Annotated in this window: 11 protein-coding genes; all 11 read right to left on the bottom strand. The window is 47.9% G+C overall.

Annotated elements, in window-relative coordinates; all coding sequences use genetic code 11:
- Positions 1-141: 141 nt before the first annotated feature.
- Complete coding sequence (locus tag DFR60_RS05110) at positions 142-630, bottom strand: GNAT family N-acetyltransferase (protein WP_341457920.1); 489 nt, start codon at positions 628-630, stop codon at positions 142-144.
- A 218-nt stretch (positions 631-848) separates the two neighbouring features.
- A complete protein-coding gene (locus DFR60_RS05105; protein WP_110321934.1) occupies positions 849-2549 on the bottom strand; it encodes a DUF5722 domain-containing protein in 1701 nt (566 codons plus the stop codon).
- Positions 2550-2718: 169 nt separating this feature from the next.
- Positions 2719-3525: a M55 family metallopeptidase gene (locus DFR60_RS05100; RefSeq protein WP_110321933.1), complete on the bottom strand. Its 807-nt coding sequence runs from the start codon at positions 3523-3525 to the stop codon at positions 2719-2721.
- Between the two features lie 268 nt (positions 3526-3793).
- Positions 3794-4987, bottom strand: coding sequence for an elongation factor Tu (tuf, locus tag DFR60_RS05095; RefSeq protein WP_002604729.1), 1194 nt, complete (start codon positions 4985-4987; stop codon positions 3794-3796).
- Between the two features lie 188 nt (positions 4988-5175).
- Positions 5176-7296 (bottom strand): elongation factor G, encoded by a 2121-nt coding sequence (fusA, locus tag DFR60_RS05090; protein ID WP_002604730.1) that lies wholly within the window; start codon positions 7294-7296, stop codon positions 5176-5178.
- A gap of 15 nt (positions 7297-7311) precedes the next feature.
- Complete coding sequence (gene rpsG, locus DFR60_RS05085; protein WP_002604731.1) at positions 7312-7782, bottom strand: 30S ribosomal protein S7; 471 nt, start codon at positions 7780-7782, stop codon at positions 7312-7314.
- Between the two features lie 188 nt (positions 7783-7970).
- Positions 7971-8390: a 30S ribosomal protein S12 gene (rpsL, locus tag DFR60_RS05080; RefSeq protein WP_002604732.1), complete on the bottom strand. Its 420-nt coding sequence runs from the start codon at positions 8388-8390 to the stop codon at positions 7971-7973.
- A 212-nt stretch (positions 8391-8602) separates the two neighbouring features.
- The gene (locus DFR60_RS05075; RefSeq protein WP_110321932.1) at positions 8603-8950 is read right to left on the bottom strand and encodes a hypothetical protein; all 348 of its coding nucleotides are present in this window, start codon (positions 8948-8950) and stop codon (positions 8603-8605) included.
- A gap of 239 nt (positions 8951-9189) precedes the next feature.
- A complete protein-coding gene (locus DFR60_RS05070; protein ID WP_110321931.1) occupies positions 9190-9366 on the bottom strand; it encodes a FeoB-associated Cys-rich membrane protein in 177 nt (58 codons plus the stop codon).
- A gap of 200 nt (positions 9367-9566) precedes the next feature.
- Positions 9567-13226: a DNA-directed RNA polymerase subunit beta' gene (rpoC, locus tag DFR60_RS05065; RefSeq protein ID WP_110321930.1), complete on the bottom strand. Its 3660-nt coding sequence runs from the start codon at positions 13224-13226 to the stop codon at positions 9567-9569.
- 28 nt (positions 13227-13254) lie between these two features.
- The gene (gene rpoB, locus DFR60_RS05060; protein WP_207659499.1) at positions 13255-17121 is read right to left on the bottom strand and encodes a DNA-directed RNA polymerase subunit beta; all 3867 of its coding nucleotides are present in this window, start codon (positions 17119-17121) and stop codon (positions 13255-13257) included.
- Positions 17122-17180 lie beyond the last annotated feature (59 nt).

Raw genomic sequence — 17180 nt, 5'->3', positions numbered from 1 at the left:
AGGTATTTGACGGGAGGCGTCCTTTTATGTTGGGGTAGGTTGGATTTTATGTTGCTTTTATGCTTTTTCCTACTATATTTTATAATGTATTTGAAGAGGCTTTCAAAAAGCCCATTTATAAACTACATGTTTTTATCGAACTTACTCCTCATTCTTCGGACAATCGATTGCCTCATTGCCTGATTCGCCTGCCGTCTTTTCCGTCAGACGCATGTATAACAGCGGATATGGATTTCCCTGCTCGTCCAGCTCCGTCCGTTTGAAACGTTCAAATCCCATGTGCTCATAAAACCCTTTCGCCAGCGGATTCTGCTCATTTACACACAATTCACGTATCCCCAGCTCCTCTATACCATAGGTAAGAAGCCGCCTGCCCAAACCAGATCCACGCAATTCCGGTTCAAGGAAAAGCATCTCCAGACGCTCTCCCGCTGTACCCATGAAGGCAATGGGTTCCCGCTCTGCATTTATAGCAATCACCAGAGTGGGAACTTCAAGAAGCGCGGCCCGGACATACTTCTCTATTTCCCCGATTTCCTGATCAGACAGGAAAAGATGGGTCATCTTGACGGAGCGCCTCCATACTTCTGTCAGGCGATCGATCAACTCATCGCTTCGTACTTCCTGCAAAATTATTTCTGCCTGGTTTACCCCCTTTGGCAGCGTTTCCCGATTAATCTCCCGACTCTGTTGATTTTGGTTTCTCTGTATACAATTTCTTAGGGTTGATTCCCCCTGTTCTGATTGATTCTGCATAATCTACTCCTGTCTTGCCATAAAAATAACCCGGGAAGCACAAATCTTCCCGGGTATCACTTCCACCTCTTATTCGTTCACTTTCGTCTCTTCTACTCCATGGAACGCCATCTGAAATTCGGAATAAGATCAGACCACTTGTTGACACCGATAATCGGCTTTGCAAATTCCGTAGCTTCCAGCGTATACTTCTTCTTATCAATGTCACGGAACACCTGCCAGATCTTACGGCGCTTCGTGGCCACAATGGTATCACCCTGATTCATATCACACTCCCACAGACCAAATGCCAATCCGCTGCGCACCTCCAACGGCGCGTCCACCTGACGGCTTAAGATATAGGCGTCGATATATGGATTACTATCTACCAGGTAATAGGAATAGGCAAATGCCGCCGCCTGAATCTGAGGAATGTCTCCTCTTGTCGGGCTCTTCGCCGTAAATCCTTCTTCTGTAAGGATAATATGGCGGACATCTCCAGTCGGTGAACGGAATGCAGCCTGTGCCATGTAGTCTGTAAGAACACTTAAATTCGCAAAGTTGATGACAGGGGAGTTAAAGTCATTGGTAATCCATCCGGTCTGCGCATCATCCCAGAATTCCGGTTCCGTCATAGGCGCCGGATACGGATGGTAAGATAATCCCCAATCCATCTGTCCCTGCGTGTTGGCGATAGAATTAAATGTATCCACAATATTTTTTCCGCCGTATTTTAACTTGTTGTCGATCTCCGCATTCCAGTTATAATCGAGGGAAAAATAGACCCTGTCATTTGCACTGGTGCTCTTGATTGCCGTATAGAACACGCGGAATGCATCCTGATACGCCTGAACATAGCTGTTTAGATCCCAGGCCCCGGTGTAATTCCACTGCTGGTTATTAATCTCATTACCGATAATCCAGTTGGATATCTTACCCTGATTCGGATTCGAACCGTTGTACCGCTCTGCAAGGAATGAAGCAATAGCCTTGGTCTGCTCAAAACCGGCTTCTGTTGCTGCGTTAAATAAATAATAGAATGCTTTTGAAGACTTCTTCGTACCAGGATAGATCAGATCCGGCGTTGCATCATTCCATCCATTCAGGATGATAGCCGTAACCGTCATACCTTTGCCGGAAAGCGCACTGATGGTTCTATCGTAATCTTCAATGACCCGCTTGTCAAAATGATACATCTTACCATCATACTGATAGTCAATACCCTGACCTAAAATCTGATGAAATGCAATATTCGTTCCCACATGCTTGACACCCAGATCAAATGCGTCTGCCAGCATGTTCAGCTCAATATTAAGCCCTTTTTTTGTCAAAGGATCATTAAACGCCGCTGTGTTCGGGGCTACCGCCTCCGGATTTGTGATATAGTGCGGGTCGCTGACCTCGATGTATTTCGTCCCATCCCAGACCGCTACCACAAATCTGCTGTATAACCGGTCCTCCGCAGTGCCTTCATTCAACGGGAACTGATACGTTACCTCCGTTCCAAATGAAGCGGCCCCCGCGTAATCAAGGCGTCCTTCCAGATTCTTCTGATACGGCTTCTGTTCCACCAAATAGAGAACTCCATCCGTACCGGTCATATCTCCGCTGCTGGTGACCTTGACCGTCACACTTTTCTTATCCGGATTGATCAGGCAGGAGGTGATCGATGATTCCACCTTGGGTCCCTGTGTCTCAGCGTTTTCAGAAGTCTCAGTGTCCACGCTGGCGAATGAAGCAAACACACCGGTAAAGCACAACAACACTGTAGCCAGAATGCCTGCCGCTCCTCTTCTTATCATCTTACTATCCATTCCTGTTTCCCTCCGTGCTGTCTAACTTTATGTACTCTACCATGATACCTAATTGCAATACCATTTGCAATAAAGTTTTTATTACGGAATTCTAAATTTACTTACAATATTGGTACCATCTGGAACTCCACGAGCACCTCCATCAAACGCCGCTTTGTGGATATTATGGCTAATAAACGACAAAACTGTGGGCAGTAATAACCTCCATCCAGCATTTGGCTTTGAGACGGTTTGTAAAACGGTCCACCTGCTCCATACCTGGATAGAAAGACATCTGATACGCCTTCTTCCAGTCCTTGTAGGTCACTTCGTAAATAAAATCTTCCGGTAAATCCACTATAGGGATTAGTGATTTTCTCCGGTTTTCTACAGCGATTTTGGCAGCTTCACAGAGACGTTTTATTGCGAGCTTCTGCGGAATGCAGAAGGTGGCACCGCCTACACCGCGCTTGATCTCGGCAGTCGAAATATGCGGCGCCAGTTCTCTGGCATCCCGGCACACGGCTTCGTCTCCAGAGAGAAAAAGAACTGGTATTCCGAGGGAGGAAGCCGTGTAGGTATTGAGCATAAACTCGCTCATATAGCGGCCATTGAGGCGAATGTACTGGCTGTTTCCTGTAGAGGTGTGGCTGATGGCAAACTCCGGATTGCCGGCGGCCGCATGGTACCCAAGAAAAAATACTCCGTCAAAGGTTTCGTCAAGGCCGAACATCATATTATACGGATGTCCGCTCTTCCCCCGGATCAGCGTTACGTATTCCGGCATCGCAAGAGGGTTGATATTGGAGGCGTCACCATGGCCATCCTTTACGACAATGGCGGCCGCTCCGGCGGCATGAGCCGCCTCGCAGACTGCGACGACTTCGTTTGTCATCTCCTCTGCATACCTCTGGTAAACAGACTCGTTTTTATGAGTCTCATCGGTGAAACTTAGTCCGGCGCAGCCTTCGATGTCTGCGCTGATGAATATTTTCATGGTATTTCTCCTGTTCCGGGCTTTCGCCCTATAAAAATAAATGCAAAAGTGCCCAGCGAAGAGCTAGCTCTCCCTTGGCCTCCCGCTACTCCGCAGTGCATCTTCTTGTCCGCAAATTCGGCGGACAAGAAGCTCCGGGCTTTCGCCCTATAAAAATAAATGCAAAAGTGCCCAGCGAAGAGCTAGCTCTCCTCTGGGCACTTTCACATTTATTTTTGCACTGCTCAATGCTTGCGCATTATTTGCACTGCTCATTGCTTACGCATGATTATTCAATGATTGTAGCAACTTTTCCTGATCCAACGGTTCTGCCGCCTTCACGGATAGCGAAACGAAGACCCTGCTCCATAGCTACTGGATGAATCAGCTCTACGGTCATCTCTACGTTATCGCCAGGCATACACATTTCTACGCCTTCTGGAAGATCACATACACCAGTTACGTCAGTTGTTCTGAAGTAGAACTGAGGTCTGTAGTTGTTGAAGAAAGGAGTATGACGTCCACCTTCATCTTTTGTTAAAACGTAAACCTGAGCTGTAAATTTCTTGTGGCACTTTACAGAACCTGGTTTAACAAGACACTGTCCTCTTTCGATTTCAGTTCTCTGAACACCACGAAGTAATGCACCGATGTTATCACCAGCCTGAGCCTCGTCTAACAGCTTACGGAACATCTCGATACCTGTAACAACTACCTTACGGGTCTCTTCATGGATACCAACGATTTCAACTTCGTCAGATACGTGTAATGTACCACGCTCTACTCTACCTGTAGCAACAGTACCACGGCCTGTGATGGAGAAAACGTCCTCTACTGGCATTAAGAAAGGCTTGTCTGTTTCACGAACTGGATCTGGAACCCACTCGTCAACAGCCTTCATTAATTCAAGAACCTTGTCGCCCCACTCGCTGGACGGATCCTCAAGAGCCTTTAAAGCGGAACCCTGGATGATTGGTGTATCATCGCCCGGGAATTCATATTCATTTAACAGTTCACGAATTTCCATGTCTACTAATTCAAGTAATTCTTCATCGTCAACCATATCGCACTTGTTCATGAATACTACGATGTAAGGAACGCCTACCTGACGAGAAAGCAGGATGTGCTCTCTTGTCTGAGCCATAACACCATCAGTAGCAGCAACAACAAGGATAGCGCCGTCCATCTGAGCAGCACCAGTGATCATGTTCTTTACATAGTCAGCATGGCCTGGGCAGTCAACGTGAGCATAATGTCTCTTCTCTGTCTCATACTCAACGTGAGAAGTAGAAATAGTGATACCACGCTCTCTCTCTTCCGGAGCCTTATCGATATTCTCGAAAGCTACGGACTCACCGGTACCTAATCTTTCATGAAGAGTCTTTGTGATAGCAGCTGTTAAAGTTGTTTTACCATGGTCAACGTGGCCAATAGTACCGATGTTACAATGTGGTTTGTTTCTTTCAAATTTAGCTTTGCCCATTTTATAACGTCCTCCTTAATTTGTGCTCTTTTGAGCTTTAATTTTTATGTTAGGCTGTCTTTTATTATATGCTATTTATGCACTATTTTCAAGCCTATTTGATGGATTCCGGGCGGTTTTAGGCCGCTCGGAGTCCATTTAGTACCCGGATTTTCTGGTCTGCCAAAGTCCCTTTTGGGAGCGACGGATTATTTACCGTTCTTCTCAGCAAGTACCTTCTCCTGTACAGATTTTGGAACTGGCTCGTATTTCTCGAAGAACATAGAGTAGTTACCACGTCCCTGTGTTTTGGAACGTAAATCTGTGGAGTATCCAAACATCTCTGCCAGCGGAACGAATGCGCGAACAATCTTACCGCCGCCTAAATCGTCCATACCTTCGATACGGCCACGACGGGAGTTGATATCACCGATAACATCACCCATGTAGTCTTCCGGCATGGTTACTTCAACCTTCATGATCGGCTCAAGTAAGATAGCTCCGGCTTTGTGCATCGCATCCTTGAACGCCATGGAACCGGCGATGTGGAATGCCATTTCACTGGAGTCTACCTCATGGTAGGAACCGTCATATACGGTCGCATGAACACCCAGTACAGGGAATCCGCCAAGAATACCACACTTGGAAGCTTCCTCAATACCTTCACCGACTGCCGGGATATATTCCTTCGGAATAGCACCGCCGACAACGGAGGAGTCAAACTTAAACAGTTCTTCTGCGTTGGCATCCATAGGCTCAAAGTGAACCTTACAGTGTCCGTACTGTCCACGTCCACCGGACTGCTTCGCATACTTGCTGTCTACGTCAACAGCCTTAGTAAATGTCTCCTTGTAAGCAACCTGAGGAGCACCTACGTTGGCTTCTACGTTGAACTCACGCAGCAGACGGTCTACGATGATCTCCAGATGAAGCTCGCCCATACCGGAAATAATAACCTGACCGGTCTCCTGGTTTGTCTTCGCTCTGAAGGTCGGATCTTCTTCTGCAAGCTTTGCAAGCGCCTCGCCCATCTTGCCCTGACCAGCTTTGGTCTTCGGCTCGATCGCGATATCGATAACAGGCTCCGGGAACTCCATGGATTCCAGGATTACCGGATGCTGGTCGTCACAGATAGTATCGCCAGTTGTTGTGGTCTTGAAACCTACAGCAGCAGCAATATCTCCTGCATAAACCTTATCTAACTCCTGTCTCTTGTTGGCATGCATCTGAAGGATACGTCCAACACGCTCTTTTTTGCCTTTTGTAGCATTGAGAACGTAAGAACCGGAGTTCATACTTCCGGAGTATACACGGAAGAATGCTAACTTACCCACGAATGGGTCTGTCATAATCTTAAATGCCAGCGCTGAGAACGGCTCGTCGTCGGAGGAATGTCTCTCGACTTCGTTGCCATCCATATCGACACCTTTAATAGATGGGATATCGATCGGTGAAGGCATATATTCTACAACTGCATCAAGAAGTTTCTGAACGCCTTTGTTTCTGTAAGCGGTACCGCAGCATACCGGAATCGCAGTACATTCACATGTCGCTTTTCTCAGTGCTTTCTTCAGTTCCTCTACAGAAGGCTCTTCTCCCTCTAAATACTGCATCATCAGATCATCATCAAGTTCGCAGATTTTCTCTACTAATTCGGTGTGGTAAAGCTCGGCATCGACTTGCATATCCTCAGGGATCTCAACGATGGAAATATCCTCACCCTTCTCGTCATTGTAGATATAAGCCTGCATCTCGAACAGATCGATAATACCTTTAAATTCATCTTCTGCGCCGATTGGCAGCTGAAGACAGATTGCGTTTTTGCCAAGTCTGGTTCTGATCTGATCAACGGCACCATAGAAGTTCGCACCCATGATATCCATCTTGTTAATGAATGCCATACGTGGTACATTGTAGGTATCCGCCTGACGCCATACGTTCTCAGACTGCGGCTCAACTCCACCCTTTGCACAGAACACGCCTACGGCGCCGTCCAGTACACGAAGGGAACGCTCAACCTCTACTGTAAAGTCAACGTGGCCTGGAGTATCAATAATATTGATACGGTGTTCCTGGGCACCCGGCTTTACCTTGCAGTGTTCCTGCTGGGTCCAGTGGCAGGTTGTAGCAGCTGAAGTGATTGTGATTCCTCTTTCCTGCTCCTGCTCCATCCAGTCCATGGTAGCAGTACCTTCATGAGTATCACCGATTTTATAGTTTACACCAGTATAATAGAGGATACGCTCTGTCAATGTTGTTTTACCAGCATCGATATGGGCCATAATACCAATATTTCTGGTTCTTTCCAATGGATATTCTCTTCCAGCCAAAGCTTTTTCCTCCTATTAGAATCTGTAATGAGCAAATGCCTTGTTTGCCTCTGCCATCTTGTGCATGTCTTCTTTCTTCTTTACAGAAGCACCAGTGTTGTTGGCAGCATCCATAATCTCATTAGCAAGTCTTTCTTCCTGGGTCTTCTCGCCTCTCTTACGGGAGTACAGAGTGATCCATCTGAGTGCTAATGCCTGTCTTCTCTCAGCCTTAACTTCGATCGGCACCTGATAGGTAGCACCACCGATACGTTTTGCCTTTACTTCCAGTACAGGCATGATGTTGTTCATCGCTTCTTCGAATACTTCGACAGCCGGTTTGCCCATCTTTTCTTCTACTCGGCCGAATGCGCCGTATACAATCTTCTGAGCAACGCCCTTTTTACCATCTAACATGATGTTGTTGATTAACTTGGTAACAACCTTGTTATTGTAAAGCGGGTCTGCTAATACGTCTCTCTTCTGAGTATGTCCTTTACGTGGCACGTTACTTCCCTCCTTAATATCGCCGCCCGAGCCTGCATGATACAGGTTCCACAGCTTTTCATTAGATCTTAGGTACTCACAAACATTGAAGTTGCGTTCGCGCTCGGTTCTCTTATATATAATCCTGCAACCTACAGGTTCAATATCATCAATCCGGCACTAGAAATTCAATCATGTGGTTCTAATTATTATTTTTTGTCTTTTGGTCTCTTAGCACCGTATTTGGAACGAGCCTGCTTTCTGTTGGCTACGCCTGCGGTATCCAGTGTACCTCTAACGATATGATATCTGGTACCTGGTAAGTCTTTTACTCTTCCGCCACGGATTAAAACAACGCTATGCTCCTGTAAGTTGTGACCCTCACCTGGAATGTAGCTTGTTACTTCGATCCCGTTAGACAGACGTACTCTGGCGATCTTTCTGAGCGCTGAGTTAGGCTTCTTAGGTGTAGCAGTCTTAACTGCTGTGCAGACACCTCTCTTCTGAGGAGCGGAAACATCTGTAGCTCTCTTCTGTAAAGAGTTGTAACCCTTCTGCAGAGCCGGAGCTGTGGATTTCTTTACGGATGTCTGTCTTCCCTTTCTAACTAACTGGTTAAATGTTGGCATTCTTTTCACCTCCTGTGATATTGTCTGTGGTTGCTGTATTTCTTTCAGCCTGATTGCTTGCACAAAAACATGACGCGTTTATGCACGCCTAATTATTATATACACTTTGTATTTTTCTGTCAAGGAAATTCTTTAAAACATTCTAAAAAATGAAAAAAGGCAGCTCCGGCCGGCCCGGACTTTGCCTTTTTTCTCAATTTATACCATTCATCCTATTGAACGAGTCTCGGTTTATCCATCTTTCCTTCCACTACAGTCTGCAATTCCCGAATGGCGGCGTAATTGTCGATAATCTTATCGTAATTGTATACAGTCTGCTTCTTTACAATATCCATATCCTTCCGAAGTTCACAGATATCATCACGCACATCGGCCATCTCGTTCTTCAGACCATGTACCTCTCCATATAAAGTCAGTATGTCAGTACGGATCGGCTTTAATTTCAATTCTAACTTTTCTTCTAATTTTTCTTCTAGCTTTTCGTCCAGCTTCCGGTACAGCCGCGTCTCCAGTCCGTCAAGCATGACGGCAATCGCATCTAGTGTTTCCTGATCTGCCATTCTATCCCTCCCCTTTCACTAATTGACAGGCAAGTTTTCGTCTTTTATCATAACATGAAAAACAGGCAAAGTCCATCGATATACAGTTATCATAGTACAGGTTTATTCTGGAACTTCTGTCGAAATGACCGGACCTGGCAAGTCAGCGGAACCGCTGTTTCTTAAACCGTATTATAAGGATATCATATTTTCTGGAAAGACGCAATCTCTGTTTTGTCGTACTTATATGGATATGGCAGTCAGTTACAGTCCCCCGTCTCCTCATTCCCATCGTCTTTTCTCTGATGGCAGTTCATCCCGCAGCTGCCGCAGCATCCTCCGCAGCCGGATTTTCCCATTTTTTTATCCCGTCTTTTCTTCCAGATCACCGCGCCCACCGCTGCTATCAGAATGATTCCGATCATAAGATCTGCCATGAACTTCACCTCCTGTGAAAGCAGTTGATTCATCTATTCTGCCTGTTCTGTTTATTCCACCCCTCCGAATCATTCTTCTATGTGCCGGAAGGCTCCGTCTGGTTCGTGACCCGCAGAAATAAGAATCCCGGCGGGCCGGACGGCTGAGCATACGCCCAACCGGCTCCGTCCGCCGGGACTTATATTATTCTCAGACAGCTTTATACGTCCTCTTCATCAATATCATCGATGTCCAGAACTTCCTCAGCCTCTAAATACTCTTCTGTAACGGGAATCGCAAGATCGTCGCCAAGGATAATCTCATCTTCATTCATCTCTTCCCCGTCCGTACTCAGCTTAACGGTACGGTAACGCTTCATTCCAGTACCTGCAGGAATCGGTTTACCGATAATTACGTTCTCCTTTAAGCCGATTAAGTGGTCTACCTTGCCGTTGATCGCTGCCTCGGTCAGAACCTTGGTGGTCTCCTGGAAGGAAGCCGCTGATAAGAAGGAGTCTGTAGCCAGAGATGCCTTGGTGATACCCAGCATAACCTGTTTTCCATCCGCCGGCTCCTTGCCTTCTGCAAGAAGTGCCTCGTTCATATCGTTGTAATCAAGAACGTCCATGGAGGTACCCGGAAGCACATCACTGTCTCCGCTCTCCTCGATCTTGATCTTCTTAAGCATCTGTCTGACGATCATCTCAACGTGCTTATCATTGATCTCAACACCCTGCAGACGGTAAACACGCTGAACTTCCTGGATCATGTAATCCTGTACCGCGCGGACACCCTTGATCTTTAAGATATCATGCGGGTTGATACTACCTTCTGTCAGCTCGTCGCCGGCCTCTAAATAGACGCCATCCTGGATCTTGATTCTGGATCCGTAAGGAATTAAATACGTCTTGGAGTTGCCGGTCTCATTATCTGTAATGATGATCTCACGTTTCTTCTTCGTATCCTTGATCGTAGCTACGCCGCCGAACTCCGCGATGATCGCAAGTCCCTTTGGCTTACGCGCCTCAAAAAGCTCCTCGACACGGGGAAGACCCTGTGTGATATCGCCGCCGGCAACACCGCCGGTATGGAACGTACGCATGGTCAGCTGTGTACCAGGCTCACCGATGGACTGAGCGGCAATAATACCGACTGCCTCACCAACCTGTACCGGCTGTCCGGTAGCCATGTTGGCACCGTAGCATTTCGCGCAGACACCCAGATGGGATTTGCAGGTAAGAACGGTACGGATCTTGACGGAATCGCGTCCCATCTTCTGTAATGTCTTCATAACCGCAGCCGCACGCTTCGGTGTACACATATGGTTTGCCTTCACAACTACTTCTCCGGTGTCCGGATCGGTGATAGTTTCAGCGATATATCTGCCTGTCAGTCTCTCCTCGAGACCCTCGATCGTCTCCTGGCCATCCATGAAAGCCTTGATCTCCATGGCAGGAATTGTCTTTCCTTCGCAGCAGTCTACCTCGCGGATAATCATATCCTGGGAAACGTCTACAAGTCGTCTCGTCAGATAACCGGAGTCGGCTGTTCGCAGAGCCGTATCGGAAAGTCCTTTACGCGCTCCATGAGCGGAGATGAAGTACTCCAGTACGTCCAGACCTTCACGGAAGTTGGACTTAATAGGAAGTTCGATGGTATGACCGGTTGTATCGGCCATAAGTCCACGCATACCAGCCAGCTGTTTGATCTGTTTATCAGAACCTCGGGCTCCGGAGTCCGCCATCATGTAGATGTTGTTATACTTGTCAAGGCCGGTAAGCAGATCGTGAGTCAGCTGATCATCCGTCTCTTTCCATGTATCGATAACTTCTTTATAACGCTCTTCCTCCGTGATCAGACCACGTCTGAAGTTCTTGGCAATCTGGTCAACGGTCGCCTGAGCGTCCGCAATCAGCTTCGGTTTGCTCTCCGGCACGGTCATGTCGGAAATGGATACGGTCATGGCCGCTCTCGTGGAATACTTATAACCGATCGCCTTGATATCGTCTAACGTCTCAGCGGTCTGAACTGCACCGTGAACGTTGATAACTTTCTCCAGAATCTGCTTTAACTGCTTCTTGCCGACGTGGAAATCCACCTCCATCAGAAGCTCGTTGCCCGGAATGCTTCTGTCTACGAAGCCCAGGTCCTGAGGAACGATCTCATTGAAAATGAAGCGGCCCACTGTAGATTCTACGGAACCGGTCTTCACGGTGCCATCCGGCATTTTCTTTGTCACTCTCGCCTTGATTCTGGAGTGTAAGGTTACGGCTCCGTTCTCATAGGCAAGAATCGCTTCGTTTACATTATGGAATACCATGCCCTCGCCCTTGGCGCCAGGTCTTTCCTGGGTCAGGTAATAGATTCCAAGGACCATATCCTGAGACGGAACGGCCACAGGGCCACCGTCGGAAGGTTTCAGTAAGTTGTTCGGTGAGAGGAGTAAGAACCGGCACTCCGCCTGTGCTTCTACGGACAGAGGCAGATGAACGGCCATCTGGTCACCATCGAAGTCCGCGTTGAACGCGGTACAAACCAGCGGATGCAGCTTGATCGCCTTACCTTCCACCAGAATCGGCTCGAACGCCTGGATACCAAGTCTGTGCAGTGTAGGCGCACGGTTTAACATAACCGGATGCTCCTTGATTACGTCCTCCAGTACATCCCAAACCTCGGTCTGAAGTCTCTCCACCATCTTCTTGGCATTCTTAATATTGTGAGCGGTGCCGTTGGCAACCAGCTCCTTCATAACAAACGGCTTAAATAACTCGATCGCCATCTCTTTCGGAAGACCGCACTGGTAAATCTTCAGCTCCGGTCCTACGACGATAACGGAACGTCCGGAATAGTCGACACGCTTTCCTAACAGGTTCTGACGGAAACGTCCCTGCTTACCCTTTAACATATCAGAAAGGGATTTAAGAGCACGGTTACCAGGTCCGGTAACAGGTCTGCCTCTTCTGCCGTTATCGATCAGGGCGTCAACGGCTTCCTGCAGCATGCGCTTCTCGTTGCGGACAATAATATCCGGCGCGCCCAGCTCTAAAAGACGGGCCAGACGGTTATTTCTATTGATAATTCTTCTGTATAAATCATTTAAATCGGAGGTGGCAAAACGTCCGCCATCCAGCTGTACCATCGGCCGGATATCCGGAGGGATAACCGGGATCGCAGTCATGATCATCCATTCCGGCTTGTTGCCGGAGTTGCGGAATGCCTCTACGACTTCCAGTCTCTTGATGATTCTGGCACGCTTCTGGCCGGTGGCATCCTTCAGTCCCTTTCTTAACTCTTCGGAATCTTTCTCTAAATCGATCGCCTGTAAGAGTTCCAGGATTGCTTCTGCACCCATCCCTACGCGGAATGCGCCGTAACCGTATTTGTCAACCTCTTCGCGGTATTCCTTCTCAGATAACACCTGCTTATACTGAAGTCCTGTATCCGCCGCATCCAGTACGATATAGGATGCGAAGTACAGTACTTTCTCAAGGGTTCTCGGTGAGATATCGAGAATCAGGCCCATACGGCTCGGGATTCCCTTAAAATACCAGATATGGGAAACTGGAGCAGCAAGCGCGATATGGCCCATACGCTCTCTACGAACGCTGGCCTTCGTGACTTCGACACCGCATCGGTCACAGATAACGCCTTTATATCTGATCTTTTTGTATTTACCGCAATGACACTCCCAGTCCTTGCTCGGTCCGAAGATTCTCTCGCAGAAAAGACCGTCTTTTTCCGGCTTTAAGGTTCTGTAATTGATCGTCTCTGGCTTTTTAACCTCGCCATGGGACCAATCGAGAATCTTTTCCGGAGACGCTAACCCAATTTTGATAGCGTCGAACGTCATTGGGTGATAAGTTTCATTATTCTCAGGCATGAGCGGTTCTCCTTCCTAACATACACAACTATTCTTCGTCTGAATCGTCTAATTCGGCGTCATCGAAATCCTCGTAAGAATCGTCGATACCGTCTGCATCCTCTTCTTCATCAATACTAACCAGTTCATCATCCTGGAATTCCTGCTTCTGGAAACCGTAGTCAGCAAGAGGTTCCTCTTCCCTGAATTTTCTGTCACCTTCGATGATGGATCGTAAATCTGTCTCCTCGTAATCCATTGCCTCTGCAATCTGTACCTCGGTATTATCATCTCGCAGTACACGTACATCGAGAGCCAGTGACTGAAGCTCTTTCAGCAGTACCTTGAAGGATTCCGGAATACCCGGCTCAGGAATGTTCTCGCCCTTGATAATCGCTTCATACGTCTTCACACGGCCTACCACATCATCCGACTTCACAGTCATGATTTCCTGCAGTGTGTAGGATGCGCCGTACGCCTCGAGAGCCCAAACCTCCATCTCTCCGAAACGCTGACCGCCGAACTGGGCTTTACCACCCAGAGGCTGCTGTGTAACCAGGGAGTATGGTCCTGTCGAACGGGCATGGATCTTATCGTCAACCAGATGATGCAGCTTCAGATAATGCATGTGTCCGATCGTAACCGCACTGTCGAAATACTCACCGGTACGTCCGTCGCGGAGTCTTACTTTACCGTCACGGCTGAGCGGTACACCCTTCCACAGTTCTCTGTGATCCAGATGCTCACCCAGATACTCGATTACATCGGGTTTTAAAGTGTCATTATATTTATCCTGGAATTCTTCCCAGGTCATGTTGACGTAGTCATTGGCAACATCGAGGGTATCCATGATATCGATCTCGTTTGCGCCGTCGAATACAGGTGTTGCAATGTTAAATCCAAGGGCTCTGGCCGCAAGACTTAAGTGAATCTCCAGAACCTGCCCGATATTCATACGGGAAGGTACGCCCAGAGGGTTCAAAACGATATCCAGCGGACGGCCATTGGGCAGGAACGGCATATCCTCAACCGGAAGTACACGGGAAACAACACCCTTGTTGCCATGACGGCCGGCCATCTTATCACCAACAGAGATCTTTCTCTTCTGGGCAATATAGATACGGACTGTCTGGTTCACACCTGGGGACAGCTCGTCACCATTCTCCCTTGTAAATACCTTGGCATCCACGATAATACCGTAGGCGCCGTGCGGTACCTTTAAGGAAGTGTCACGGACTTCTCTCGCCTTCTCACCGAAGATTGCGCGAAGCAGTCTCTCCTCAGCTGTCAGCTCGGTCTCTCCCTTCGGAGTAACCTTTCCCACCAGGATATCTCCGGCACGGACTTCCGCGCCGATTCGGATGATACCTCTCTCATCCAAATCCTTTAACGCATCTTCACCGACGCCAGGAACGTCACGGGTGATCTCTTCCGGTCCCAGCTTGGTATCACGGGCTTCCGCCTCGTATTCCTCAATATGAACGGAGGTGTAAACATCCTCCTGAACGAGTCTTTCACTGAGCAGAACGGCATCCTCGTAGTTGTAGCCTTCCCAGGTCATGAATCCGATGAGCGGGTTCTTGCCAAGGGCGATCTCACCATTCTGTGTGGACGGGCCGTCAGCGATGACCTCTCCCTTTTCCACATGATTATTCTTATATACAATCGGCTTCTGGTTGTAACAGTTGCTCTGGTTGCTTCTCTTGAATTTGGTCAGATGGTAAACGTCTCTTCCGCCGTCAGCATCTCTCTTGATGATGATCTCGTTGGAAGCGGAACGCTCTACCACACCGGCATTTCTCGCCACAACGCAGACACCCGAGTCAACAGCTGCCTTGGCTTCCATACCGGTTCCAACGACTGGCGCCTCCGTCGTCAACAGCGGCACGGCCTGACGCTGCATGTTGGATCCCATCAGCGCACGGTTGGCATCATCGTTCTCCAGGAAAGGAATCATGGCTGTCGCCACGGAGAATACCATCTTCGGGGAAACGTCCATCAAATCGATGCTCTTTCTCTGGAATTCGGATGTCTCCTCGCGGAAACGTCCGGAAATATTCTTATGAATAAAGTGGCCTTCTTCATCCAGCGGTTCGTTCGCCTGTGCGACAACGAAGTTATCTTCTTCATCAGCAGTCAGATAAACGACCTCGTCGGTAACGATCGGATTGGCCGGTTCGGTCTTGTCTACAAGACGGTAAGGCGCTTCCACAAATCCATACTGGTTTACCCTCGCATACGTAGCCAGGGAGTTGATCAGACCGATGTTAGGACCTTCAGGGGTCTCGATCGGGCACATACGTCCGTAATGGGTGTAGTGTACGTCTCGAACCTCGAATCCGGCACGGTCTCTTGACAGACCGCCAGGTCCCAATGCGGATAAACGTCTCTTATGAGTCAGCTCAGCCAGCGGGTTGTTCTGATCCATGAACTGGGACAGCTGGGAACTTCCAAAGAATTCCTTTACAGCCGCAGTTACCGGTTTAATGTTGATTAAGGACTGGGGAGTAATGCCCTCCATATCCTGTGTTGTCATTCTTTCACGAACCACACGTTCCATTCTGGAAAGACCGATCCGGTACTGGTTCTGCAGCAGCTCGCCGACCGCACGGATTCTACGGTTTCCTAAATGGTCGATATCGTCGGCATTACCTACCTGCTGCTCTAAATGCATGTTGTAGTTGATGGATGCCAGAATATCTTCTTTTGTGACATGCTTCGGAATGAGTTCGCCCAAACTTCTGTGAATCGCGCTCTTTAATACTTCTTCATCTTCCGTGCCAACATCTTCCAGAATTTTTTCAAGTACCGGATAGAATACTAACTCCGTAACACCTGCGTCCTTTGGATCGAAGGACACGTAAGCGCCTAAATCTACCATTAAGTTGGATAAGACTTTCTGCTTGCGCTCTAAGCCTTCCACCCATACGTAAGGTACGGCTGCATTCTGGATATCTACGGCAAGCTGCTTGTCTACAGTCGTGCCGGCAGTCGCCAGAATCTCGCCGGTTGTGGTATCCACCACATCCTCTGAAAGCACGTGGCCCACGATACGGTTCTTGAAATGAAGCTTCTTATTAAATTTATATCTTCCGACCTTTGCAAGATCATATCTTCTCGGGTCAAAGAACATACTGTTTAATAAACTTTCTGCACTATCAACAGATAAAGGTTCACCTGGGCGGATCTTCTTATATAACTCTAATAAGCCATCCTGGTAATTATCGGACGTATCCTTACCGAAGCTGGCTAAAAGCTTTGGCTCCTCGCCAAACAGTTCTAATATCTCGGCATTCGTTCCGAAACCAAGGGCACGGATCAGTACGGTAACCGGAACCTTTCTGGTCCTGTCTACACGTACGTAGAAAATGTCGTTGGAGTCTGTCTCATACTCCAGCCACGCACCTCGGTTAGGAATTACCGTACAGGTATAGAGCTCCTTACCTACCTTGTCATGTCCGATACCATAATATATACCTGGGGAACGTACTAACTGGCTGACAATAACACGTTCGGCACCGTTAATGACGAAGGAACCGGTATCTGTCATAAGCGGAAGATCACCCATGAAGATCTCATGTTCATTAATCTCATCTTTATCTTTATTGCAAAGCCTTACCTTGACTTTTAAAGGAGCTGCGTAAGTCGCATCTCTTTCCTTGCATTCTTCTATGGTATACTTGATGTCGTCTTTACATAATGTAAAGTCAACAAATTCCAGACTCAAGTGACCCGCAAAGTCTGCGATCGGAGAGATATCTTCGAAGACTTCCTTCAATCCCTCATCAAGGAACCACTGATAGGAATTCTTCTGAATCTCGATCAGGTTAGGCATCTCAAGGACTTCTTTCTGTCTCGAGAAGCTCATTCTCAGGCTTTTACCGGCTGGGACCGGACGCATTCTGCTTTTTTCCATTGACGTTTCACCCCTGTTTTCTTTCTATTGGTTCTGTTTTTGGGCATAAATGTCCCTCA

This window comes from Hungatella effluvii, assembly GCF_003201875.1.
GTDB lineage: Bacteria > Bacillota > Clostridia > Lachnospirales > Lachnospiraceae > Hungatella > Hungatella effluvii.
The sequence above is the reverse complement of the archived record's forward strand: the minus strand, read 5'-3'. Positions and strand labels throughout refer to the sequence as shown.

Excerpts from the sequence above, each read along its gene's own strand:
- DFR60_RS05105 (WP_110321934.1), bottom strand. The coding sequence starts at position 2,549 with ATGGATAGTAAGATGATAAGAAGAGGAGCGGCAGGCATTCTGGCTACA.
- DFR60_RS05100 (WP_110321933.1), bottom strand. The coding sequence starts at position 3,525 with ATGAAAATATTCATCAGCGCAGACATCGAAGGCTGCGCCGGACTAAGT.
- tuf (WP_002604729.1), bottom strand. The coding sequence starts at position 4,987 with ATGGGCAAAGCTAAATTTGAAAGAAACAAACCACATTGTAACATCGGT.
- rpsL (WP_002604732.1), bottom strand. The coding sequence starts at position 8,390 with ATGCCAACATTTAACCAGTTAGTTAGAAAGGGAAGACAGACATCCGTA.
- DFR60_RS05075 (WP_110321932.1), bottom strand. The coding sequence starts at position 8,950 with ATGGCAGATCAGGAAACACTAGATGCGATTGCCGTCATGCTTGACGGA.
- DFR60_RS05070 (WP_110321931.1), bottom strand. The coding sequence starts at position 9,366 with ATGGCAGATCTTATGATCGGAATCATTCTGATAGCAGCGGTGGGCGCG.
- rpoC (WP_110321930.1), bottom strand. The coding sequence starts at position 13,226 with ATGCCTGAGAATAATGAAACTTATCACCCAATGACGTTCGACGCTATC.
- rpoB (WP_207659499.1), bottom strand. The coding sequence starts at position 17,121 with ATGGAAAAAAGCAGAATGCGTCCGGTCCCAGCCGGTAAAAGCCTGAGA.